Genomic DNA, 24070 nt, shown 5'->3' with positions numbered 1-24070 from the left:
TTCATTCGATGAAACTGGTGTATTGTCTTTCGATTCTTTTATTGGGCATTTCTGTAAGTGCTCAGAATAATTTTGAAATAAAAAATTCAAAGAAAGTAGTTATACCCTTTAAACTGATCAATAATCTCATTTTTATTCCCATTACTGTCAATGGTGTAGAACTCACTTTTTTATTGGATACGGGTGTTGCAGAAACTACACTCTTCAGTCTTGAAAACAAAGAAATGAAATTAACCAATCTGGAGAAAATGAATTTTTCAGGATTAGGAGGTGATGTAAGCATAGAAGGGTTTAAATCTGATCATAATGTCGGTAAAATCGGGGAACATTTTATCAATGATTCTTTTTCACTTTTTATTATTCTGGATCAGGAATTTAATATTTCCACACACATGGGAATTCCGGTAAACGGAATTATAGGCTATCATTTTTTTAAAGATCATCCCATCATCATAGATTACGCGTCTAAAAAAATTACGGTATATCATGATGCAGATATTTTTACAAAAAAAATTAAAAAATTTGAAGAATTTTCAGTTACAATAGAAAAATATAAGCCTTATGTGTATGCAGATATAAAGATGACAGACGAGAAGAAGAGTTCAAAATTATTGGTTGACTTGGGAAACAGTGATCCGATCTGGCTCTTCCCTACCCTTATCAAAAACTTCGTTTATAACCGTCCCAATATTGATGATTTTCTCGGCAGAGGATTTAATGGTGATGTGTATGGAAAACGAAGCAGAATCCATAACTTTTACCTCGGAAAATTTAAATTTGAAAAACCGCTTACCGCAATGCCCGATGAATTTTCGATACAGCATGTCAATTTAGTAAGTGAAAGAAAAGGATCTTTAGGCGCAGAAATTATGCGGAGATTTACTGTAGCTTTTGATTACCCAAACCAAAAAATGTATCTAAAGAAAAATGGCGATTATGATGATCCTTTCCACTTTAATATGAGCGGATTAGACTTTAAACAGGATGGGATGCAATGGGAAAAAGACGTGGTCAATCTGGAATCTAAAACTAAAAATCAATCTACCAGCAATGTAGAAGTCATTAATAACAGCCTGCAATATAAATTTGTTTTAAAACCTATATTTTCAGTTGCCGGAGTCCGAAAAAATTCACCTTCTGATAAAGCCGGGTTACAAAAGGACGATCAACTCATAACCATCAACGGAAGGAAAACATCTGATATGACCCTGGAAAAAATAATGGAGATGATGAAATCTGATGAAGGAAAAACCATCACAATGGTCATTTTAAGAAAAAATAAAGAACTTACTCTCAGCTTTACCCTGGAAGACCCTATACCTTATCAAAACTAATATGGAAACAGAAGAAAGAACAATTGATAAAATACGAAACAGGCCCCGGTTTAAAATGTTTACGCATCTGGATAAAGAATCGTATGCCGAAAATTTAAAGATATATCTTGCTGCACATAAAGATGAGTTCAGCGGCAATATTAATAAAGAAATCGCCACCATCTGTGTTGAAACGGGATATGATAATTTCTGGAAACCAAGATTATCTCTCCGTACAGAAGTAGAAGATGACCAAACCGTGATAAGAGGTGTTTTTGGACCGAGCTCTGCAGTGTGGACATTTTTTATGTTTCTGTATTTTTTGTTTTCAATACTCTGGATGACGTTTTTCAGTATGTACTATGTGGAAAAACAAATCAACAGCCATGAATATCCGTGGGCGCTTCCTGCATCGTTTGTAATGATTTTCTGTATTGCAGCAACTTATGCGGCAGCAAGATTCGGACAGGTAAAAGCCAAAGACGAAATGAAAAAACTCAGGAGATTTGCTGAAGAATCTACGCTGCAATTCGAGAAAAAAGATTAATTAGGTGCCGTTTCAGAATCTTCAACAGGAGATTCTGCCATTTTAGCCAGCTTGATAGAATCTGCTACTTTTTCTCTGTTGGTTTGTTCGTAAAGCATTTTTTCCACATTAGGCTTAAGAAGAGTATTCATTTCTTCTACAGAAATATTATTGGCATTGGGATCGCTGAGTAATTTTCTCCACGGTTTTCTTCCTCCCCATTTATAATCACCGAAAACCATTACGGCAGTACCTTTTGCTTTAGTCGTTGCACCTCCGGGATTTAGAATCCAGGTATCTGCATAATTGTAAAGCCATTTGGCGTCATTCAGCAGTAATCTTAAGCATGAATGGGATGCAGGATAACCCGGCAAATCATACTGATGCCATCCTATTCCTCCGGAATTGTGAATATTAAAATTATAGGGCAGTTTCCATTCGCTTTTAACGGTGGAAATGGCAAGTTTCTTTTTCCAGTTGGCAAAAGTAAGCCCTCTTGTCGTCTGAGCAGACTTTTTGCCCATACTTGTAGGTCCCCATTTTACTAATGCTCCGTTGGAATATACTCCGTACGCCTGGATTTCATAGGAAAAAATAACGAATTTTTTGACTTCACTTAATACATCCAGCTGCATCGGAAATGGTGAATATGACATGAGTGTGGTATCAATTTTTGCAGGTACTACTAATGTATCTGCATTCCATCTGTTTTTGGAATCCAGCCGGTTTAATGCCAAAATAGCGTATCGCTCTCTCTCATTATATTTTTTACTGAAAACTGAATACAATGAATCTCTCAGCTTTTTATCCTTAGGAAGTATAAAAGCGTTATAAAAACCATTTTCCTGCATTGCAGGCGGAATAGATTCTTTAACCTCCTTTTTCACAGAATCAGACTTCGCTTCATGGGGTAAAGTTCCTGATGATGAAGTGCTCTGATCGCTAATTTTTTCTTTGTCTTTTTTACATGAAACTAAAAATAGAGATAATAATAAAGTATAAAGAATGGTTTTTTTAAAAAAGGAGTTTTTCATAAATAGAAATGGTCATTGAATCTAACATTGAAATACAAATATCAGACCTAAAAGAAGGATTTTTGTGATCGCAATCAAAAACATTCAGAAATATAAATAGATGTCATTTAATCTCAATCACAAAAATAAAAAAGCAGATAAAAATTAATTTATCTGCTTGTATATTAGAAAGATTATTCTTCCTTTTAAGATTATGCTACGCGTACGTTTACCGCGTTCACACCTTTTTTACCGTTTTCTAAATCGTAAGTTACGACATCGTTTTCACGAATGTTGTCTACTAAACCTGAAGTATGTACGAAAATGTCCTGACCACCATCTGTAGGTGTAATAAAACCAAATCCTTTGGTATCGTTAAAGAATTTTACTGTTCCTTGTTGCATTGTAATATGTATTAATTATGAATATTCTTTTTTTAGGATCAAGCGATCCTTTTGTTATGATGTTTCCACCAGAACGATATTAATCTTTTGCGAAAAAAAACTGATGATTATGATAAGAATTATTCTTAAGAAAGTACACCTGAAATATTGACAACAAAATTGAGCGTCTGTAAGCAAAATCTGATTATTGGGTAAACCCAGTTTCTCAGCGTATTATTTGGCAGTAGCCTGATTATTCCACAAATGTATGATTAATAATCGGATAAAAAAAATTATTTGCCATTATTATTATAATCGGTGTGACAATTTCTTACAACCTATGGAGCATTATGCAGATATAGAACGGGTTGCCGATGTTTCTGCCCCGTGAAAATTATTATACGTATGATAGAGATCTTTAAAATACAGATCTGCATATACTTCATAATAATCTACGATATGAACTGTACTTTTTGTAATATAAGATTTTTTATCAGCAGATTTCTGCAATGCCTTTTTAGAGCAGTGACAATACTGGTGATCATTAGCTCTGTGTTCAGATAGCTTCAAAACCCGTATTTCTGTATTTTCATTTTGGGTAATTTTTTCAAAAGTAGTGTTGTCAAGAGTAAACCAAGGCTCACCATGATAAAAGAAATGATCGACAATTTCAGGATGTTCTGCATGTTCTTTTTTATAAGGAGTTGCTGCATAATATCCTTTACATGATGTACAAAACGCTACTTTGATATTGATAGAAACCATAATGATATATTTGCTCTGTTATATCAGATTTTATGCCACAAATACCTTATGACGATTATGATAATCCAGAATTATCATTGATATGAAAAAATACGGGATCCGGATAAGTGAAAACAAAATCCAATTCCGATATCATTTTTTGAGAAAAAATAACACGGCCAATCTCTCTGTTATTTTCTTCATACGGTATATTTTTCTGCCTGTTGATAACCTCAGCTTTTGTAGGATGTTGCGGTGCTGTTACATTATATAATTTTCCTGAAGATTTTACTTCAATCATCTGATCAATGACAGCTGCAATGTCTGCATAATGAATATGATTCACAGGGGATTGCAAATCAGAAACGTTATACCTGCTCAGAAGCCTGTCATCACCCATTAATCCCGATAACCGTAAAATATTGATTTGCGGAAAAAGACTTTTCATCATATTTTCACCCAAAACATCTTCCGAAGGCAGATCAAACTCAAAAAATTCTTTTTTGATATCCGGATAAACCCCGGTAGAACTCATAAAGAATACCTGGCCCTGAAAATCACCTGTAAAAGAATGCAACCGGCTTAATTTTATTTTCAGCTGTTCGGCATTTTCTCTTTTTTCAGAAAAAGGCAGGGTAATAATGACTGCATCCAGAAGATCGATTTCTTTCCATTGAATAACCTTTTCCGAATCTTTATCTTTCCTGAAATTGATCAGCGTTGGAATTATACCTTCGTTTTCTAAAAGCCGAATTTTATCTACACTTGTTGTCGTCGCGTAAATGGTATATTTTGCAGAAAGAATTTTTGCAATTCTGGAACCCAACCAGCCACAACCAATAATCCCTATGTTTTTCATGAATCTGTTATAAAACATAAAGGTACGCTATCTCTAAAAAAGTGAAGAAAATTTAATAAATATCAATATTCCCATCGTGGAATAATCTTTGTGGTCTTATACAATATAATTTAGCATAATAAGATAAATGAAAATCGCAACCTACAATGTCAACGGAGTGAATGGCAGATTGCCGGTACTGCTGCGGTGGCTGAAAGAATCACAACCCGATGTTGTCTGCCTGCAGGAATTAAAATGCCCTCAGGAAAAATTTCCTGTAAAAGAGATCAATGCAGCCGGTTATAATGCCATATGGAAAGGACAAAAAAGCTGGAACGGTGTCGCTATCCTTGCAAAAAATTACGAAATACAACAGGTGCAGAATACGCTTCCCGGCGATGAAGAAGATGTTCAAAGCAGATATATTGAAGCGATTATTGACCAAAAAGTGATCTGTTGCCTGTATCTTCCCAACGGAAATCCGTATCCGGGGCCAAAATTTGACTATAAGCTCGCCTGGATCAAACGTTTTAAAAGAAGAACCAATCAATTAATCAAAATGGAATTACCCGCAATTCTCATTGGTGATTTTAATATAATCCCTACAGAATTGGATGTTTATAAACCTGAAAAATGGGTTGATGACGCATTATTCAGAACAGAAGTAAGAAAAGCATATATGGAGCTGGAAAAAAAAGGGTGGACAGATTCTATCCGCAAAATCTTTCCAAAAGAACAGATTTTTACATTCTGGGATTATCTCTATCATGCTTACGACCGAAATGCAGGCATCAGGCTCGATCATATTCTGTTAAGTCCCTATCTTACCCCTCAGCTTAAAAACGCGGGAGTAGACAAATATGTTCGGGGATGGGAAAAAAGCAGTGATCATGCACCCACCTGGATTGAATTGGAATAACATGATTATCAATTACCAAACTTTATAGTATTTATTTTTTTCTCTTTTACTTTAATCACAAAATCCGGAATTTTTGAGATTTTCCCGGCAGTAATCTGCACTTCATAGCTTCTCATGTCACAAAACGTATTGGCAGGTAAAGAAGGCTCATCCAGCAAAATAGTATATTTTCCGGTAGGAAGAAATGCGGTAAACTCTCCCTCGTCATTCGTATATATTTTCTGCAGCAGCTGGTTTTCTTTAAAAATACTGAATCCGATTGCGGAACCTCTGTGCTCAAAATCTAATGCGGTTTTGGTATTATAATTAAATAAAACTTTCCCCTGAAGCGACCCATTCTGATGAAGAGGAATATCGAGCGCATATGCATAACGGTCAACTTCAAAATGCATCTCATCGTAATACCATCCTTGTTGAATAAACGGCTTCAAAGTATATTTTCCGAACGGAACGCTTTTATAAGATGCTTCACCTTCACTATCGGTTTTCAGGGCAACGTTTTCGATCGTCAGAATATAATCACTGGCTGGTTTTTCACCTTCGTCAAAAATATTATTAGTATTGTCATCATAAAATGCAAAGGCTTTGATAACCGATTTTTTCTCTTTATTTAAAATTGTTTTTCTCAGATTTAACGTCATTCCTACTTCAAAAGTCATGAGATTGTTACGGATCAATCCCGACGAATAATGATACCATGAAGAATTTATAAAAGCATCAAATTTTTTACCGCTGTATTTTGCATTGAAAAAAGCAGACGGAGATTTTCCGTACACCTGATCATTAATGTAGGAAACTCCTGTGCTTAAATTAATTTTATCCTTCATCACATTATCATTGTAAAATAATGATACAGAGAATTTCTTGTACACCGCGTTTGCATCAGTAAGCGTAGAAAAAGCATATTCTGAAAGATAATAGCTTCCCGACTGATAAATGGTATTGAAATTAAACTTCCTAAAGCTGTAATTGGCATTTACTTTCATCTGAAGACGGTTTTCCTCGGCTGTAGGATACTGTACAGTTCCCGTTTCCAGAGACAACACTGCAGACTGTCTCGACGCAGGATGAATCCATGAGATCTGTTCGACGATACGATGAGCAGTCATATGTTGTACATCAGTATTGAGCTGATTTCCAAAAAAATTATTGTAGCTGTTTGAGCTTTCGTTCTGATATTGGTACAAAATACTGATATTGAAATCTTTTATTTTCGGAAATCTATTACCTACCTCTATCCTCGTATTCTGAGACTGTTGTGCTCTTTCAAAAAAATAAAATTTTGGCGAAAAATTAGAAATACTGATATTGCTGTGAAGTGTATGTTCCTTGATATCTTTTGAAATATTCTGTTGTATTTGCATGCTTCCTCTCCTATTTCCCGGGTAATAATCGGTGCTGAAAAAATAATTTCCGTTAAGATTAAAATTTTTGATCTTCCCCGAGTAATTAGATTCTGCAGAAAAAGAAGGCTTTGTACGATTTTCAGATTCATAAGAACTTATTCCGCCGTTTACTTTTGCATTCAGAAACCATAGCTGATTGAAACTGTGATTGATCTCAGTTCCCAAAATGCTGTGTTTTACCTTCTCAAAAGGATCATACCTGTAAATATAGGTTGCCGCCATATTTCTTGAGCTGTTGTTGGAGTGCAATGTTCCTTTGGCAAAAAAACCATACCCGTTTTTCAGCCAGCTGTTTTTCTCTGCTACGTTAAAATTCTGATCTACAAACCCGATTTCCAGTTTTTGATATTTTGAAAACACATGGCTGTATTCTGCACCCCTCCCTACAATTGTCATATCCAGAAGCTTATTGACACTGCCAATACTGTATTCATTGTTTCCCTGCCTATATACCAAATTGGTATTGGTTACCAGAAGATTCTGCTGGTGATCCAGAAAGGCAATATTTCCTCTCATGAATATATATCCTGAAGATACATTGACTCCTCCCGATCCTGTAATCTGATACATATTGATATCTTTTCCTACTTTTCTGTAGCTTGCCGTAATTTGATTTTTTGTTTCTTCTGAAAAATTACTGAACTCGAGATTATGATATTTTTGCACGCTGGATATATTCTGAACAGCAATTGATGCAGATCCGAATATTTCTTTATCCGGGTTTCTGAATCCTGATATATTGATTATAAAATTAGACAGCCTTGCCAAACTTTTTGTAGGGATATAGGTAAACGTGAATATTGAATCTTTTTTTGCTTCAATGGCTGCTTCCTGTTCCATAAAAAGATTAGAATCTTCGGGATCCGGAAATTTGCACACTACCGTAATATCCTGTTTCACATTTCCTGTATTTGAAACCTTTATTTTGATTGATAGAGGTTCCTGATCAGACGATCTGTAAATACTTGTTGCGATAGGATTAATGATAAGGCTCTGGTCAATATCAATGGTGTGGCTTGTAGACTGTTCGGAAATTAAAATCCCGGATTGTGTGAATAATTTGGCAATAATTACTGAAGAGCCCGCTTGAGCATCTTCTCCTATTATGATTTTAATAGGGATGTATCTTGTCTCCTGAGGAGCAAGCTCTATTGATGCATCTTCGGCATTGACATTTCTAAAACCCTTCGGACAAATCAGCTGTACTTTACCTTTAAAACGCTCTGACTCTAAATTCTTCACCACCATCACAAGATTGAGAAGCCTTGATTTTTGAGCATCATTACTTTTTTCAAATTCCATAACCACATTCGGCCGGGTAATTTGAGAAAACAAGAGGTGGGTCGTAAAAATAAAAAGCAGGCTTAGAAATACCTTGAGATTGAAAGAATGCATGATCAAGAATTATTGTGGCATAATTTCGTATTGCAATGTAGTAGAATAATCTTCGGGTTGTGCATTGATCAGCCTTACATCCTGCGGCGCCGTAAAATATTTGATATCATAACTGTATGAATATTGTGAAATATTTGCCTGGGCTAAAGTCTGATTGGCAAGACTGAGAATAATGGGGAAAACAGTCTGATTTGCGTTGGTTAAAGGTAATAAAGTAAGATGAATCACTTCAACAGGAATCGATTTACCTGAAGCCGACCGCAGATCGCTTTGCAGCGAACGCACTTTTATCTGAAAATTGCTGGTACAGTTCACAGTTAATCCATTGGTGTAAATCACACTGGTTCCGTTGTTATAATCCTGCATGCTTTTAAATTCCAAAATACCGTTTGCAGCGTTCATATTAATATTCAGAGACATTTCTTCAGCACTGGATGGAGTTCCGGAAATGCTTCCGATCTGAAACTGAAAATTATGAGTTACCTTACCAATCACAGCATTATACTGATCATAAGCTGTAAATTCTACCGGTGCGATAAATTTTGTCCAGGCAGGATAACTTCCCAAATAGGTACCTCCTACTACTGTTAAACCGTATTTCAGCTGTAAATTATAATATCCGTTGGGTTTTGCAGGAACATTATATAAGGCAGCATTTGACTGTGGGATCAGAAAGACTTCACTATTTTGCTGCAGCAATACATTTAACGGCGCTCCTATTTGGGAAAGAGACGGAACAGGATTAGGATAAGCCTGCCCTGTAGAAGAGATCGGCTGGAAAGATATTTTATTGGCCGGAATGGTAAATTTGCCATCGGATGATGTAATATTCTGAAGTAATCTTGCAGAAAGCTTCCAGTTTGGGATATTAATATTTCCGTTGCCAGCAAACGTTACGGTATAGGCGTCCGGATTGGTGTTTCCGCTGTAAGAATCAATCTGAAGATAGCTGTTGATCCAGGAAGTGAAAGAAATCTGGGCAAAAGCGGAAGAATAAATAAAAAAAAGAGCACAGAAGAACAGTTTACTCATGATTAAAATTTAGTTCTGCTATTTCCAGTGATGAGGCATCACCGTAATCAATCATTACAGAAGCATTATAAGAACCTTTTTCCAATGGTGTGGTAATAGGTATATTGATTTTACGTACATTTCCCGAAAGCGTATAAAATACGATATCATTTACGGGAACTTTTTTTCCGGTCGTGGTATTGATAATTTCTGTTGAGACTTTACCATCTACCCATATTGAAGACTGGTTTTCAAATTGCAGAGCTAAACTATTTTTAGCCTGATCGAATTTTAAGTCTTTAATTTCAATCTTTTTAGGAACAACATCCGGCGATTTATGGAAAATTTTTATTCCTGAACGGATGCTTACTTTAATATTTGCGCCTTTATTATCAACATCATCTACGGGATTCATCTGGCTTACGTATAAAACCGCAGTATGGGATGAGAGATTGTCTTTTCCTGCAGCAGGTGGAGTAATAGTGATATCTAAATCTTTTCTTTCCCCCGGAGCAAGTGAAAAATAATTGTCGTTTTTATTAACAGAGATCCAGCTTGCACATGAGTTTTTAAGTGTATTTGCAGGATACATCATATTTTCCCCAAATTCATCATATTCCCAGTCACCAAGGCTTACGGCAAGATCCAGAGAATTTTTTGCGCTTACATTCGTTACCGTTATTTTTTGCGTACTGCTGGTTCCCGCGCCCGATTCAAAGTAAATTCTGGGCGGCGATACAGAAATCCCGGTCTGTGCACTTATCTGCACGATCAAAAAATAAAATATAATGGTGAGTTTATTCATCAGAATCATTTAAAAAACAAAAGTGCCACTTTGCCTGTGACACTTTGTTTGAGAATTGTATTTCTTATTGGCTTACAATTGTGTAAGTAAGTTCTGTTGTATACACTGTAGGATCCTGTCCTGCAATATAGTTATCAAGATATGCATTTGCACCTGCACCTTTATATTCAATGCTTATTTTTTTGTTAACACCACCTGTTGTAGAAGTTACCAAAGTAGATTCATTTGCAGACAACTGAACGTTTTGTGCATATTGAGCTCCTGTAACCGCTTCAGAACCGGCAGTAGCTTTAATTTGGATTGTATTGGCCTGAATATTTTTTCCTCCGTTTTGCATCGCTGCGTTGGCACTTTTTACTTTTACCTGAAATCCTCCGGTGCTGAAAATATTTAAGTGATCAGCATTAACAGAAGTTACACCATTGGCATAATCATCTTTTGTTGCGTAATCAAGGTTTACGATTTTTTGAGCATTGTTTACTACCAAAGTCTGGATTGGCTTTAATCTCACATTCAAAGTTACGTTCTGTGCACTCACGGTACCTACGCCTAAAATTGCTAAAGAGGCGATGATAAATTGTTTCATTTAAAATTGTTTATTGTTTATACTTAGTTTCAGCGTGCAAAATTACTGGCTTTGAAGATGTGGTAACTTGTGAAAAATTACATTTGTTTTGTGAAATTTAACACAAAGTTAAACCGCTGTTAATCAATATGTATTATGGAAAACAAGGGGTTTTAAAAATTATGATACCGGTACTTGATTCATAAAAAAATATGAATATGATATTTTCAACATAATATTGATTATGTTATATTTTTCATATAATTAACAATACAATAAATTAATATGCATTGAATAGCAATTTATTGTCTAGTCATAAAAATTACTGTGATATAATAGTGTAAACCATCAGTGGAGTTCCAGAATTTTCGCTGCATGCTGCGTTTTTCACGGCCTGTTCGATAGCCGTATAAGCAACAGGGATTTTTTTTTCGGCTACCCCTGTATTGATTTGAGTTAATGCAACCGCTTTGTAACAAGTATTTTCAGGAACTGTGGGAATCTGTTTTTCTTCAGAACATTGCTGCAAAACCTTTATTTGAAAACCGTATATATGTGAAACTGTCAGATAATTCATTCCTGACTCAGGTACATTGTTTTGAAATTGCTTACTTTCTAAATCACTCTTAGGTTCAACAGATTGATTCAAGGATAAAATCTGCACCGGAAGAATTCTGACATTCAGAACATTAGCTTCCGAATACTGTGCGCATACAGGCATTAAAGCACCTGTAAAGAATAAGAAAAGAATAATTTTAGCATACATATAATACAAATGAGTGACGTTGGTATTATAAAGCTACGCATTTATACCAATAACAGCCTCATTTCGGAAGGTTTTTTTCCGGTGTGTTTTTTTACAAAATTGCTAAAGTTTCCTTCATCATTAAAACCCATCTCATATGCTATTTCAGAGATGCTTAAATTAGAATATTTGATGGCCTTCTCAGATTCGAGCTTGATTTTCTCAATAATAATCTGTTTTGCAGATTTGCTATAGACATATTCTGTCATTTCGGTAAGTCTTCTTGGAGAAATCTTCAGTTCATCAGCATAGTGTGAAACTTTTTTTGCTGTTTTAAAATCACGCTGCAGCAAAATTTTAAATCTGTTAACATAAGAAACATATAATAACTTTTCTTCATTTTCAGCGTGATGATTTTCAATGTGTAGATAGGCATCCAACAAAAGACCTTCAATCGCATTATGAGCTGCAGAAACATACAAGCTTTCATCCTTGTTTTTAAATTTCATAAGCCGGTCTACCAAAATAACCTGATTATATTGAGTGTTCCCAAAATATGGCGCAATGAATATTTCAGAATTGTAATTAAAAAATATCTGTGAATTCAGAAAAATACTGTCTTTAGAAGACCGGTCATAAAAATCAGACGAAAAAGCGATAATGTATATTTCCTTATTAAGGGCATTTTCAAACTCTACATCTTTTTGCGGGCCTATAAATACCGCATTCCCTCCTTTAACAGCATATAATACACCCCCTACAAAAAGGTTGATGTCTTCTGCAACCAGATAAATGCAGAAATATTCTGAAGTATTGAATTTTTTCTGATAACTGTTTCTTTTAATAATATCGCTAACGCGGGTAATGCTAAAGCCTATTTGATTAAGTTGATTTGCTATGGTATACATCTTAATTTTCGATAAGTTTTATTGAATTCTCAAAAATAGAATAATAATACCATACTATTGCTATAAACTTAAAATATTATCATTACTGATGCAATATACATAAGTATAAAAATTTACTGATAGATTTAATTATAAAACATAATAATCAAAGTACTCTTAAAAACAGTGTTATCGTTTTAAATAAAAAAACTCCTTAAATATAATTTAAGGAGTAATAAAAACTAAATTCTTGCGATCCGGACGGGACTCGAACCCGCGACCTCCGCCGTGACAGGGCGGCATTCTAACCAGCTGAACTACCGGATCAATTTTTTTAAAGTAAATTGACAAAACTTTTGCGATCCGGACGGGACTCGAACCCGCGACCTCCGCCGTGACAGGGCGGCATTCTAACCAGCTGAACTACCGGATCAATTTTTTTAAAGTAAATTGACAAAACTTCTGCGATCCGGACGGGACTCGAACCCGCGACCTCCGCCGTGACAGGGCGGCATTCTAACCAGCTGAACTACCGGATCTTTTTACAATATCCTAAGATTACCTTTGTTTATTGTGGTTGCAAAAATACAACTTTTAAGATAATCCACAAGTATTTTTATAAGAAAAATGCTTCCCGAAACGGAAAGCATTCATTATCAAAGCATTTTTTTATAAATGTGCGCTCAGTTTTTCAGCAATAACCTCTTTCGGGGCTACTCCTACCAATTTATCAACCACTTCACCGTTTTTGAAAATCAAAACGGTAGGAATGTTTCTGATCCCGTACTTCATTGAAATCTCCTGGTTGTTATCAACATCTACTTTCCCAACGACAGCCTTTCCTTCAAAATCAGTTGCCACTTCCTCAATGATGGGACCCAACGTTCTGCATGGTCCGCACCATACTGCCCAAAAGTCTACCAATACCGGTTTATCAGATTTTAAAACTGTTTCCTGAAATGAGCTGTCTGTAATTTCTAAAGCCATTTTTATATTTTTTATAATTAATATTTCACTTAATTCCGAGATCAAAATTACCACTTTTAAGTGATAAAATTATCTATGCTCTACATTTGTATTTTCTATAATCAAATCGTGTGAAATTTCCTTCAATGCTTGCACAAAAGTATCAATTTCCTCTTTTGTCGTCAAATGACTGAATGAAACCCGCAAAGGCGTGCAATGCTCCATTTCATCTTCAGAAAGCACCATCATCATGACCATAGAAGGTTTTGAAGCTCCTGAGGAACACGCGCTTCCCTGAGAGACAGCAATTCCTTTCATATCCAGCTGCAATCCGATTAACGGGTTTTTATACGGCAGTAAAACACTCATTACCGTATAGAGGCTGTTTTCTTTTTCAGAACTTCTTCCGTTGAATTTTACACCGGGAATTTCTTCAGAAACCCGGTCAATAGCATATTGCTTGATTTCCTGCATATGCTGTGTATATGCATTCATATTTTTAATGGAAAGTTCAAGAGCTTTTCCTAATCCTGCAATACCGCAAACATTTTCTGTACCGGCTCTTAAGCTTCTTTCCTGCGGACCGCCTGTAATAATACCTTTCAAGCCGCTTGATTTTCTAAGAAAAGCAAAACCGATTCCTTTAGGACCATGAAATTTGTGTGCGCTGCAAGAGGCAAAATCAATCGAGATTTCAGAAAAATCCAAATTCATATGTGCCATTGTCTGTACCGTATCTGAATGGAAAAGTGCCTGATATTTTTTGCACAGTTCCGCAATCTTTTTAATATCTGTAAGGTTTCCGATCTCATTATTGGCATGCATTAAGCTCACCAATGTTTTTTTATCTGAATTTTTAAGTAATTCTTCTAATTTATGAAGATCAATATCCCCTTTTTCATTAGGACGGATGTAAGTTACTTCCACTCCTTTTCTGTTTTTCATATCCAGAATACTTTCCGAAACACATTTATGCTCCAAAGGAGAACTGATGATTCTTTCAACGCCCAAATGTTCTACAGAGGATTTAATAATCATATTGTTAGACTCGGTTCCGCAGGAAGTAAAGATAATTTCTGCCGGACTTACATGAAGATAATCTGCAATCTGCCTCCTTACATTTTCAATTAAAATCTTGGCTTCCTGCCCGAAACTATGGGTAGAAGAAGGATTTCCGAAAGTCATTTTCATGGTTTCTACCATGGCATCGATAACTTCCGGTGAAAGTGGCGTAGTGGCTGCGTTATCTAAATATATTTTATCCATTTTACAGTGACGGTTTTTTACTAGATCTGAATTGATTTATTCAGCGTCAAAATTAGTGAAAAAATTGATAATGACCTTCATTTGCCCACTTCAACATTGGCTTATCTCCGGAAGTGTCTCCAAACGCTATTATTTTATCATATTTGGCATTGGTGATTTCCTTTTTTATTCTCTCCAATTTCTCATTTCCGTTACAGTTTTTTCCAATAAAATTTCCTGTAAAAACCCCGTTTTTAAATTCTGCTATTGTAGAAACGAGTTTCATCTGAAGTTTTTCAGCGAAAGGCTTTGACCAGATGTCTAAAGAAGCAGTTACCATAAGGCTTTCGGTATTGTCGCGGTCTATATTTTGGATGAAATCCAATGCATTTTCCCTGACTATCTTAGGATAATGAGTTTCAAAAAACTGTTGGGATTTTTCTTCGATTTTTGTCTGAAGCTGGCCTTTTAAAATAGATCCGATAAAGCTTTTTTTGACTTTTTCCGTTTCTGCCAGTTTTAATTTCAGAAGGATAAAAAGCGGGATATGTTTTATAAATTGTATTCTGAATCTTGAGGGGTTATAAAATTTCAGATACATAAACATGGTATCTTTATAGGTAATGGTGCCGTCAAAATCAAAACAATATAATTTTTTCATTCTGGAATTAAAGTTTTAATTTTTTAAAAATAAATTCGGGGATATTTCTGATAATCATCATAATAACGCTCCAAACCGGCAAAACGTATATTGTATTTTTCTGTTTTTTATATGCTTTATATATACATGCGGCTGCCTGTTGAGGAGTAGCCGTTAATTTCGGGTTTAAAGGAAGACCTTCAGTCATTTTAGTCGCCATAAATCCCGGTTTCACCGTTAAAACATGCACTTTCTTTTCATAAAGGTAATTTCTTAACCCACTAAGATATGCAGTGAAAGCTGCTTTTGCACTGCCGTAAATAAAATTGCTCTGTCTCCCTCTGTCACCCGCTACAGATGACAAGCCGATGATAGTTCCTGATCTTCTGCTTTCAAATTTCTGGGCAAAATAATTGATTACCGGAATTAGTTTTGAATAATTGATCTCTACAATACGCTGTGTATTTTTATTGTCATATAGAGCTTCTTCTGTACTTTCACCTAAATATCCTGTTGCACAAAACAACAGATTTGAATTGATATAATCAAAATTCTGATAATGGATTTCTTTTGTTACATCCAGCTCAATCACTTCCGACTGCTGCAAAAATTTCACATCGATATGCCTTGCAAATCTTTCCGTAGTTTCTTTGTTTGAGGTAAAAAGATATATTCTTTCAAATTTTTCGCCTTCCTGCAGCATCTTCTCTACAAAAGCCTGCGCTACTTCTGATGTACTTCCTAGAATAATCATTTTACTTGTTATTTAAAATTCTTTTGTGCTGTAATGAGACAAATTTTGAGCTCTGAACATTCTTCAGATAATCGGTAAGCGTTGAACGGCTCATGCTGTCTTTGGTAAGATAAATTCTTCCTCCGAATTCCTGAACAATCTGATCTAGCTGATCAATCAGTTTTTTCAGCGTTGAATTGACTTTAAAATCCAGGGCCAGCGTATATCCCTGAAATGGAAAAGAGTTGTAGGCTTGCGGATTATTTTCACCGAAAAGCTTCAATACCGCCAGGAAAGATCCGTTGCCACTATTGGCAATCGTTTCAAGAATTTTTTTCATGCCTTCTTTGCCCGTTGCTTTAGGAATGACCATCTGATATTGGATAAACCCTGCTTTGCCGTAAATTTTGTTCCAATCATTGACAACGTCTAAAGGATAAAAAAAAGTTTCATAATCTACAAAGTTCTTTATTTCTTTTTGAGACTGTTTTTTAAAATAAATAAAATTAAAAATCTTAACCGTAACTGCATTCAACACAAATCCAGGAAAATAGAAAGGAACAGTGGGCTGCAATTTTTTCTTGAGGAGTAATGGATTTTTTGCCTGTTTGTCAGATAACTCATGTCTGAAAGCATGCTCACCGCGCATCATAATGCTTCTCCCAAGATTTTTCCCTTTTTGTAAACAATCAATCCAGGCAACATTATAGGTCCAGCTTTCACTTTCTTCAAATAATGTGAATATTTCATCCAGGTTTTCAGCTTTTATACTTTCCTGGCGGATGTAAGCGGTTTCAATATTTTTAAGTTTGAAGGTAGCACTGAGAATAATTCCAGTAAGTCCCATTCCGCCGATCGTTGACCAAAATTTATCTGAATTTTCTTCTCTGGAACATTTAATAATGTCGCCATTTTCAATCATTAATTTAAAATCTATGACATATTCTGAAAAGCATCCTTCCGCATGATGGTTTTTTCCGTGTACGTCGGAAGCTATGGCACCTCCAACCGTTATGAATTTGGTTCCCGGCGTTACATATAAAAAATACCCCTGCGGAACCGAAATTTCCAAAACTTCGGAAAGTAAAACGCCGGATTCGCACTCTATGATGCCATTTAAACGGTCAAAACTGATAAATTTATTTAGTCTTTTGGTAGAGAAAATATTTTCGCCCAATGAAGCATCTCCATAGCATCTTCCGTTTCCTCTTGCAATGACTTCGTTATGATTAAGTATAAAATCTTTTATTTTTCTGAAACTGTCTTCAGACCTCATCTCTTTTTCAACGATAGGGAAATTGCCCCAATTCGTAACCTTCTGTGTGAAATTCGGCTTCATCTGTAATTATTTATTTTTGTTCGTTCAGATGCAATCACCACAAAATTTCCATTACTGTTTAACGTCTTTAGTTTTAGTGATTTCATTTTTTAAAATAAATTTGAATTAAAAATGCGGCAACCCACAAAATTAGAGTAATCTGTATATATCGGTCACGGTAAACAATTTTTGTAGGAGATTCTGTCCTGTTATAGACCAAAGTCTGTTGCAGGTATCTTAAAAATGCGAAAACAACGAAGATAACGGTGTAGAAAACTCTTTCGTGAAATTTTTGCTGAACTTCAGCTGATAAAGTAAACATCAGATAACAGATAATAGCCAGTGTCACAGAAATCGAAAGTGCTATATCTGCAAACTGCACGTTATATCCGTCTAAAGCTTTTCTCGTTTTTCCGGAAACCTGAGCGTTGATCAGCTCTCCTCTTCTTTTACCAATGGCTAAAACTAAGGCAAGGACAAACGTAAGTAAAGTGGCCCACTGAGAGATAAAGATTCCGGTAATGTATCCTCCCGCCTGAACTCTGAGTACAAATCCTGTGGCAATGATAAAAATATCTATAATAGGAACATGCTTCAATTTAAAAGTGTAAGCAAGATTCATCACAAAATAAAATCCTATAATGGTTGCAAATTTCCAGAGATTCTGCTGAAAGTAATATTGCGCAAAAAAGATCAGAATAATATCTGTAATAATAAGACCGGTAAGAATGGTTATTGCCGTAGATTTTGATATGGCTCCGCTTGCCAAAGGTCTTTTTCTTTTTTCGGGATGCTGTCTGTCTGCCTCAATATCATTATAGTCGTTTAATATATAGACAATGCTTGCGGCAAGTGAGAAAATGATAAATGCAAATATACTTTTGCTGAGTAAATCTATATTTTTAATATTTCCGGAAAAAAAAAGGGGTACAAAAACAAAAAGGTTTTTCACCCATTGCTCGACTCGTAGTAATTTGAGATATTTCTTCATTTATGTTATTTCATTTGCAAAATTAGTGAATTTACCACAAAAAAAAGACATTTAAAAGTACAAAAAAAAACCGCTAATGCGGTTTAATTTAAATATTATATTGTTTTAATGATTACTGACCCTGTTGAGCGTCCTGTATCATTTTTTCATTCGCTGTAATTGCAAACTCTACTCTTCTGTTTTTTGCTCTTCCGGCATCTGTTTCATTAGAGGCAACCGGCATACTTTCACCTTCCCCTGTAGCAAACATTCTGTTTGAAGAGATTCCTTTTGAAAGCAAATATGATTTTACGGAGTTTGCTCTTCTTTCAGAAAGGCTTTGGTTATATTCATCGGTACCCTTATCGTCAGTATGTCCGTAGATATTGATATTCGTATCCGGGTTGTTAATTAATACTTGTGCTAATTTATCCAAATTTGTCTTAGCAACCGAAGTAAGATCTGAAGAATTGAAAGCGAAATTCACAATGCTCTCATTCATGGTAATTTTAATACCATCTCCTACTCTTTCTACTTCTGCTCCCGGTAATGTATTTTTAATTTCTTTGGCCTGCTTATCCATTTTACTACCGATTACATTTCCGGCAACACCTCCGATAACACCCCCTAAAACAGCGCCTAAAGCACCATTGCCACCTTTTCCTACATTATTTCCCAGGATACCTCCAAGAACCGCTCCCGAAGCAACCCCAACTGCGGTACCTCTTTGCTGATGATTTGAATTCTGTACGGCTTCACAGCTTGTCAGCAATAAAGCTGAAGTCAGAAAAAGCCCTCCTATATATGTTTTACTTAATTTCATTTTATATATTTTAATTAATTATTTCATTCCTGTTCTTTCGAAATTATAAACCACCCTTACAGTACTTCCTTCAAATGGAACATTTTGTTCTAATGAAAACTGGTCCATCGCCTGATTGGTCACATCTAAAGTATAGCCTGATGTATTCTGTTTAGCTTTGGTACCGTCCATGATTTTTTTAAACGTAAACGTATTTCCATCTTTCACCTCAAACTTGATAGGCTGTGTAATTGCCGGACAGCTTCCGCCACCGTTTAAAGTATAAGCTCCTGTGTAATTATTTGGGATAAATCTCCAATGGCTTCCTACAAAACATTGTGCATCTGCTCCTTCGTCGAAGGGTTTTATTTTGTAGCTTTTATCATAATCAATGCTTACGATTTGCCAGTCACCTTTCATTTTAAGAAATTCTGATCTCTGGCTTTGTGCATCCCCAGCTTTTTTAACTGATGAACAAGATGCGGCGAAAAGTGAAGTTCCGATGATTCCTGCAAGTAGTAACTTTTTCATAACTAGTTTTATTATTTGAATGTATTATAACAAAAAACCGTGCCAAAAAAAATGGAGACATAAAAAAAGCCCGAAGAATCGGGCTTTATAAATATTTATTTTTTTAATAATGTTTTGACTGCTAATTTTTTACAGATTTTTTAGAAGATTTTACATTTTTCTTTACATTAGAAGATTTGCCATTATAAAAATTGGTATACGCATATTCTGCCGCTTTTTTAACGTCAATGACTCCTCCTGCCTGAGAAAAGTTTCCAAATTCATTGTCTGTATTCGGGTTGCTGGATTTTACCAACGCTTCAATAATCTGATCCGGCTTAAGATTTGGCATATACGCCAGTAAAACCGCAGCAGCACCTGCTACAACCGGTGAAGCCATGGAAGTTCCCTGCAGATATCTGTATTCATTTTTAGGAACTGTAGAATAAATTTGCTCACCCGGCGCAAAAACATTCACCATTTTCTTATTGTAGTTTGAAAAACCTGCTCTCAATGCGCTGTTTTGGTTGGTACTTGCTCCCACCACAAGCACATTATTTACAAAAGGTGCTTCATCTGTCACGTTTTTAAAGTTGGTAGGATATGCTAAATGTTCTGCAACATCTTCATTCTCGTTTCCGGCAGCTTTTACCAATAGTACCCCTTTATCCTGAGCATATTTGAAAGCATCCCAAACTACATTTTTACCTGGAGAAACAGGCTTTCCAAAGCTCATATTTAATACTTTAGCCCCATTATCTACTGCATAACGTATTGCATTGGCAACATCCTTATCTCTTTCGTCTCCGTTAGGAACGGTTCTTACCGACATGATTTTTGCTACTTTAGATGCAACACCATATTGAATTTCTTTACCTTGCGGCAATCCTGCAATGATCCCTGCAACGTGAGTTCCGTGCATCGCATCCGGACCTTCATAATGATTGTTTCCGTAATTTTTTTCTGTATAATTATCATAATTATCCCCTACGATTTCTTTTCTCGGATCATAATTAAGATCATACTGCTTTGCAGAAGGGCCTACTTCATCAAGGGCTTCTTTCATCTGCTCTCTCATTGTTTTTTCAAATTCTGCAGATGATTTGCCTTTGAATTCCGGACTTTGCGCAACCTGGTTCAAAACCTGCATTGCCATCGCATCCTTTTGGTCTGTAGGCGTTTTGATCGCTGCAACGTTCTCGGGAGTTAAAGGTTTTCCACCTAATAATTTAACCATATTGGGAATGATGTCATTAATGGTCGTATACATCTGGAATCCTTGTTTTGCCTCTATGCTTTTTGCCGTATAGATCTCTTTAGATTTCATATACATCGCAAATTCCTCCGGCATTTTGGACTGATTGGCTTTATTTTTCACAGAATCATCGCCTTCGAAAACAGGCTTATATTTAGCAACCACTCTGGTTACTTCCATATTATCTACATCGATATCTCCATTTTTGCCTCCTATAAAATTCCATCCGTGAATATCGTCTACGTATCCGTTTCCATCATCATCTTTACCATTATTCGGAACTTCATTCGGATTCGTCCAAATATTTTTAATTAAACCGGGATGATCTACCTGAACCCCGCTGTCTAAAACTCCCACAAGAACAGTTTTAGGCTTTAATCCTTTGGATTCCAAATATTTATATGCATTTTCCGTATCTACTCCATATACTTTTGTAGTGGCAAAATCTTTGTGATACCAAGTCATAAGATCTTTATCCTGCTTAGGATCAAGTTTTTGAGTTTGTGACTCCTGTGCGAAAGTAAAGCTGAAGCCAGTTAAAAAAACGGCAGCTAATAATACCTTTTTCATATGTAATTTTTTTTAAGGATCAATGGAATCGTTATCTTACCTTGTGAATTGCAAGAAACTGATTTCATATTACGATTGTTTACTATTTTTGATATAAGTCAAAGTTTCCGGCCCTTTGTTACAAATAAGGTCTAAAATTGATAAATCTTTTAAAAAACCGTGTTTATCTGTAAAGGTCTGATAATATTCATCCATTATATATTCTGATGGATTTTTTGCAGAAAACTTTTCTCTGAAACTCAGTTCAGTGGGATTTTTAATGTACTCCTGATTCAAAGAATGTGCCTTCTGTGTTTTTAAAATATTCTGAACGAGATCAATACTTTTTATATTAAAATCTAAGAGAAACTTTTCTTTGTCATCGTACAGCGTTTTGAGTTTATCTTCGTAATACTCAAAATATGGGGAGCTTTGATAAGCTGTTTTAACAGATTTCCAATGAAGCTTCATCCAATCTTCCCGGTAAGAGATTTCGATGTCTTTAAATTCTCTTTTGCCATTATGATTGATAGGAATGATGAGTGACAGCTTTCCGTTGGCTCCATAAATATTGGTTCGGTTTCTATAGGTCTGCTTTGGAAAATTTTCAAACTGTTCAAAAATAATTTCGTTGTCGGCATCTAAAAAAACCGAAAACCAGGAAATCGGTGGCAAATAAAATGCGGGTAATAATACGTTCTTCATTGTTTTACATAAAAATGAAGCATTTTTTCAAATACTTCATATTGCTTTATTAATTTTTATAAATCTTCTTCCTCTTTTTTCTTTCTGAATAATTTCATGAAATATTCCCACCCGAAGAATATCACCAGAATCATTACCGCAATCCACCAGTAGGAAGTTTTATTGGCTTCTCCCGTGTTGGTCGCCTTAAACATTCTATCCCAACGGATTTTCCATCCGTTTGCCTGATAAGAGGAGTTATTGTCTTTAAATGCTCCTTCCACACTCATCCAGGTAAACATCGGCTTCCCTACGATATTAGCTTCGGGAACAAAGCCAAAGAACCTTGCATCTAAGGAAGCATCTCTGTTATCTCCGATCATCATATAATAATCCTGCTGAATGGTGTATTGGTTGGTTTCTTTTCCGTTAATAAAAAACTTTCCATTTTTATTTACCAATGTATTATGTTCATAATTTTTAATAATCCATTGATATTCAGGTAAAGTTTCTTGATTTATTGTTACAACATCTCCTTTTTTCGGGATTTTAAGTGGACCATATTGATCTTGATTCCATTTTTTATTGATTGGGAAAATACAATTTGTAGTATCAATTTTACTAGAAAACAATGCCATTCCTGATGGATTTCTTAACACTTCTCCGCTTTTATCCTTTCTTGGAAAATTTCTTATATCAAAAAAGCCTTTTTCTTGAATTTCTTCCTTAAAATCTAAAACTTGAGGAAGAGTTTTAATTTCTTTAGCAACAGAATTTGTCAGACCTTGAAACATATATGTAAAGCCACTGACAGATTTTTGCTTTGTAATAGAATCTTCTTTATAAACTGGCATTTCCTGAACTGGCAAAAAACCGTAGGTTTGATATAAAGCTGGAATATCTAATTGACTGGATGTATTTAATATATAAGCATGCTGCACTTGCTGATCACCTAACACTGTTTCAGGCTTTCCGTTGACAAAAAGTCTTCCGTTTCTCATTTCAAAAGTATCTCCTGCGACAGCAACACACCTTTTTACATAAGGATCCGCACGGTCTAGTGATACATGCACAGAATCTCTAGGATAATTGAAAACGACAATATCATTTTTCTGCGGCTTATTGAACTGAAATATTCTTGCATACGGTAATTTTACACCTTCTACGTAAGATTTCGGATCGTCTTTAGGATTTCCAGGTTCTCCGGTATCCATAATGGTTCCCTGTAAGAAAGGAATTGCCAAAGGACGCATCGGTAATCTGTATCCGTAACTCCATTTATTAACAAAAAGAAAATCTCCTACCAATAATGTTCTTTCCATGGATCCTGTAGGAATTCCGAAAGGCTGCGTAAAAAAAACGTGAATGATGGTTGCAAAAACTACCGCAAAAGTAATAGACCCAATAAATGTATCTTTCTTCTTGGCATTTTTTTCTTCTTCTGTAAGATAAAGCGCATTTTCATCTTCCAGCTCAAGATCTTTGGAATAATTGATGGTTGCCATATAAATAAAAGGCAGTATCACCGTAAGCAGCTGATCTTTAAAAAGCGTTTTGCCAAACTTTTTTACTAAATATAAATGAAAAACACTCATCATAATGGGACCTACAATTGGCAGATAAGATAAAATCGCCCACCATTTCGGATGCTTCGTCTCTTTTAAAATAATAAAATAATTATAGAAAGGGATAAATGCAAACAATGGGCTGTATCCCATTTTTTTAAACATCTTCCAGGTCGATATTCCCATTAATACGGATAAAATGAGAACATATACGGTATACGTTAGAAAATAATTCATAAATTTCTGTGCCTAATCTGTTAATTTTTGTTGAGCAGCTTATTAT

24 protein-coding genes and 3 tRNA genes are annotated in these 24070 nt (G+C 35.4%); 3 read left to right on the top strand and 24 right to left on the bottom strand.

The features are described from left to right. The first annotated feature begins 8 nt into the window (after positions 1-8). Positions 9-1334 (top strand): PDZ domain-containing protein, encoded by a 1326-nt coding sequence (locus tag N0B16_RS01790; protein ID WP_262989002.1) that lies wholly within the window; start codon positions 9-11, stop codon positions 1332-1334. 1 nt (position 1335) lies between these two features. Then, positions 1336-1860, top strand: coding sequence for a hypothetical protein (locus N0B16_RS01785; RefSeq protein WP_262989001.1), 525 nt, complete (start codon positions 1336-1338; stop codon positions 1858-1860). Here the strand turns inward: N0B16_RS01785 and N0B16_RS01780 are convergent. The 4 genes from N0B16_RS01780 to N0B16_RS01765 form a co-directional block, all read right to left on the bottom strand. Beyond that, positions 1857-2873, bottom strand: coding sequence for a L,D-transpeptidase (locus tag N0B16_RS01780; protein WP_262989000.1), 1017 nt, complete (start codon positions 2871-2873; stop codon positions 1857-1859). The genes N0B16_RS01785 and N0B16_RS01780 overlap by 4 nt on opposite strands. Positions 2874-3064: 191 nt before the next feature. Continuing rightward, positions 3065-3256, bottom strand: a complete 192-nt coding sequence (locus N0B16_RS01775; RefSeq protein ID WP_262988999.1) for a cold-shock protein — start codon at positions 3254-3256, stop codon at positions 3065-3067. Positions 3257-3583: 327 nt separating this feature from the next. Further along, on the bottom strand, positions 3584-4000 hold the full coding sequence (locus tag N0B16_RS01770) for a hypothetical protein (protein ID WP_262988998.1): 417 nt from the start codon (positions 3998-4000) through the stop codon (positions 3584-3586). A 55-nt stretch (positions 4001-4055) separates the two neighbouring features. Next, complete coding sequence (locus N0B16_RS01765; protein WP_262988997.1) at positions 4056-4838, bottom strand: Rossmann-fold NAD(P)-binding domain-containing protein; 783 nt, start codon at positions 4836-4838, stop codon at positions 4056-4058. 127 nt (positions 4839-4965) lie between these two features. On the opposite strand from N0B16_RS01765, the gene xth reads away from it, so the two are divergent. Next, positions 4966-5736 carry an exodeoxyribonuclease III gene (xth, locus tag N0B16_RS01760; protein ID WP_262988996.1) on the top strand — a complete coding sequence of 257 codons (771 nt, stop codon included), beginning with the start codon at positions 4966-4968 and terminating at the stop codon, positions 5734-5736. An 8-nt stretch (positions 5737-5744) separates the two neighbouring features. On the opposite strand, the gene N0B16_RS01755 is transcribed toward xth, so the two are convergent. The 20 genes from N0B16_RS01755 to lepB form a co-directional block, all read right to left on the bottom strand. Next, on the bottom strand, positions 5745-8537 hold the full coding sequence (locus N0B16_RS01755; RefSeq protein ID WP_262988995.1) for a hypothetical protein: 2793 nt from the start codon (positions 8535-8537) through the stop codon (positions 5745-5747). A 9-nt stretch (positions 8538-8546) separates the two neighbouring features. Then, complete coding sequence (locus tag N0B16_RS01750) at positions 8547-9569, bottom strand: hypothetical protein (RefSeq protein WP_262988994.1); 1023 nt, start codon at positions 9567-9569, stop codon at positions 8547-8549. Next, positions 9562-10353, bottom strand: coding sequence for a fimbrial biogenesis chaperone (locus tag N0B16_RS01745; RefSeq protein WP_262988993.1), 792 nt, complete (start codon positions 10351-10353; stop codon positions 9562-9564). The genes N0B16_RS01750 and N0B16_RS01745 overlap by 8 nt, the downstream gene beginning before the upstream one ends. A gap of 64 nt (positions 10354-10417) precedes the next feature. Beyond that, positions 10418-10939, bottom strand: a complete 522-nt coding sequence (locus N0B16_RS01740; protein WP_262988992.1) for a hypothetical protein — start codon at positions 10937-10939, stop codon at positions 10418-10420. 301 nt (positions 10940-11240) lie between these two features. Next, positions 11241-11684, bottom strand: a complete 444-nt coding sequence (locus tag N0B16_RS01735) for a hypothetical protein (RefSeq protein WP_262988991.1) — start codon at positions 11682-11684, stop codon at positions 11241-11243. Between the two features lie 41 nt (positions 11685-11725). Further along, entirely contained in the window at positions 11726-12571 is an 846-nt protein-coding gene (locus N0B16_RS01730; RefSeq protein ID WP_262988990.1) for a helix-turn-helix domain-containing protein, read from the bottom strand. A 232-nt stretch (positions 12572-12803) separates the two neighbouring features. Beyond that, positions 12804-12877 (bottom strand) — tRNA-Asp (locus N0B16_RS01725). A gap of 32 nt (positions 12878-12909) precedes the next feature. After that, positions 12910-12983, bottom strand: a tRNA-Asp gene (locus N0B16_RS01720). 32 nt (positions 12984-13015) lie between these two features. Continuing rightward, positions 13016-13089 (bottom strand) — tRNA-Asp (locus tag N0B16_RS01715). Between the two features lie 130 nt (positions 13090-13219). Further along, a complete protein-coding gene (gene trxA, locus N0B16_RS01710) occupies positions 13220-13537 on the bottom strand; it encodes a thioredoxin (protein ID WP_262988989.1) in 318 nt (105 codons plus the stop codon). A gap of 69 nt (positions 13538-13606) precedes the next feature. Next, positions 13607-14782, bottom strand: coding sequence for a cysteine desulfurase family protein (locus tag N0B16_RS01705; protein ID WP_262988988.1), 1176 nt, complete (start codon positions 14780-14782; stop codon positions 13607-13609). A 52-nt stretch (positions 14783-14834) separates the two neighbouring features. Next, positions 14835-15422, bottom strand: coding sequence for an HAD family hydrolase (locus N0B16_RS01700; protein WP_262988987.1), 588 nt, complete (start codon positions 15420-15422; stop codon positions 14835-14837). Positions 15423-15429: 7 nt separating this feature from the next. Further along, positions 15430-16155 carry an SDR family NAD(P)-dependent oxidoreductase gene (locus N0B16_RS01695; protein ID WP_262988986.1) on the bottom strand — a complete coding sequence of 242 codons (726 nt, stop codon included), beginning with the start codon at positions 16153-16155 and terminating at the stop codon, positions 15430-15432. A gap of 1 nt (position 16156) precedes the next feature. Then, positions 16157-17473, bottom strand: coding sequence for an FAD-binding oxidoreductase (locus tag N0B16_RS01690; RefSeq protein WP_262988985.1), 1317 nt, complete (start codon positions 17471-17473; stop codon positions 16157-16159). A gap of 82 nt (positions 17474-17555) precedes the next feature. Next, positions 17556-18443 carry a decaprenyl-phosphate phosphoribosyltransferase gene (locus N0B16_RS01685; protein ID WP_262988984.1) on the bottom strand — a complete coding sequence of 296 codons (888 nt, stop codon included), beginning with the start codon at positions 18441-18443 and terminating at the stop codon, positions 17556-17558. A gap of 112 nt (positions 18444-18555) precedes the next feature. Then, positions 18556-19245, bottom strand: a complete 690-nt coding sequence (locus N0B16_RS01680; protein ID WP_262988983.1) for a YiaD family glycine zipper/OmpA-like lipoprotein — start codon at positions 19243-19245, stop codon at positions 18556-18558. 18 nt (positions 19246-19263) lie between these two features. After that, the gene (locus N0B16_RS01675; RefSeq protein ID WP_262988982.1) at positions 19264-19755 is read right to left on the bottom strand and encodes a lipocalin-like domain-containing protein; all 492 of its coding nucleotides are present in this window, start codon (positions 19753-19755) and stop codon (positions 19264-19266) included. 121 nt (positions 19756-19876) lie between these two features. Then, positions 19877-21559 (bottom strand): S8 family serine peptidase, encoded by a 1683-nt coding sequence (locus N0B16_RS01670; RefSeq protein ID WP_262988981.1) that lies wholly within the window; start codon positions 21557-21559, stop codon positions 19877-19879. 69 nt (positions 21560-21628) lie between these two features. After that, positions 21629-22243, bottom strand: coding sequence for a WbqC family protein (locus tag N0B16_RS01665; protein ID WP_262988980.1), 615 nt, complete (start codon positions 22241-22243; stop codon positions 21629-21631). 56 nt (positions 22244-22299) lie between these two features. Further along, positions 22300-24024, bottom strand: coding sequence for a signal peptidase I (gene lepB / locus N0B16_RS01660; protein ID WP_262988979.1), 1725 nt, complete (start codon positions 24022-24024; stop codon positions 22300-22302). Positions 24025-24070: the final 46 nt, after the last annotated feature.

Source organism: Chryseobacterium gilvum, from assembly GCF_025628965.1.
GTDB classification, from domain to species: domain Bacteria; phylum Bacteroidota; class Bacteroidia; order Flavobacteriales; family Weeksellaceae; genus Chryseobacterium; species Chryseobacterium gilvum.
This window is presented reverse-complemented; position numbering and strand designations above follow the sequence as displayed.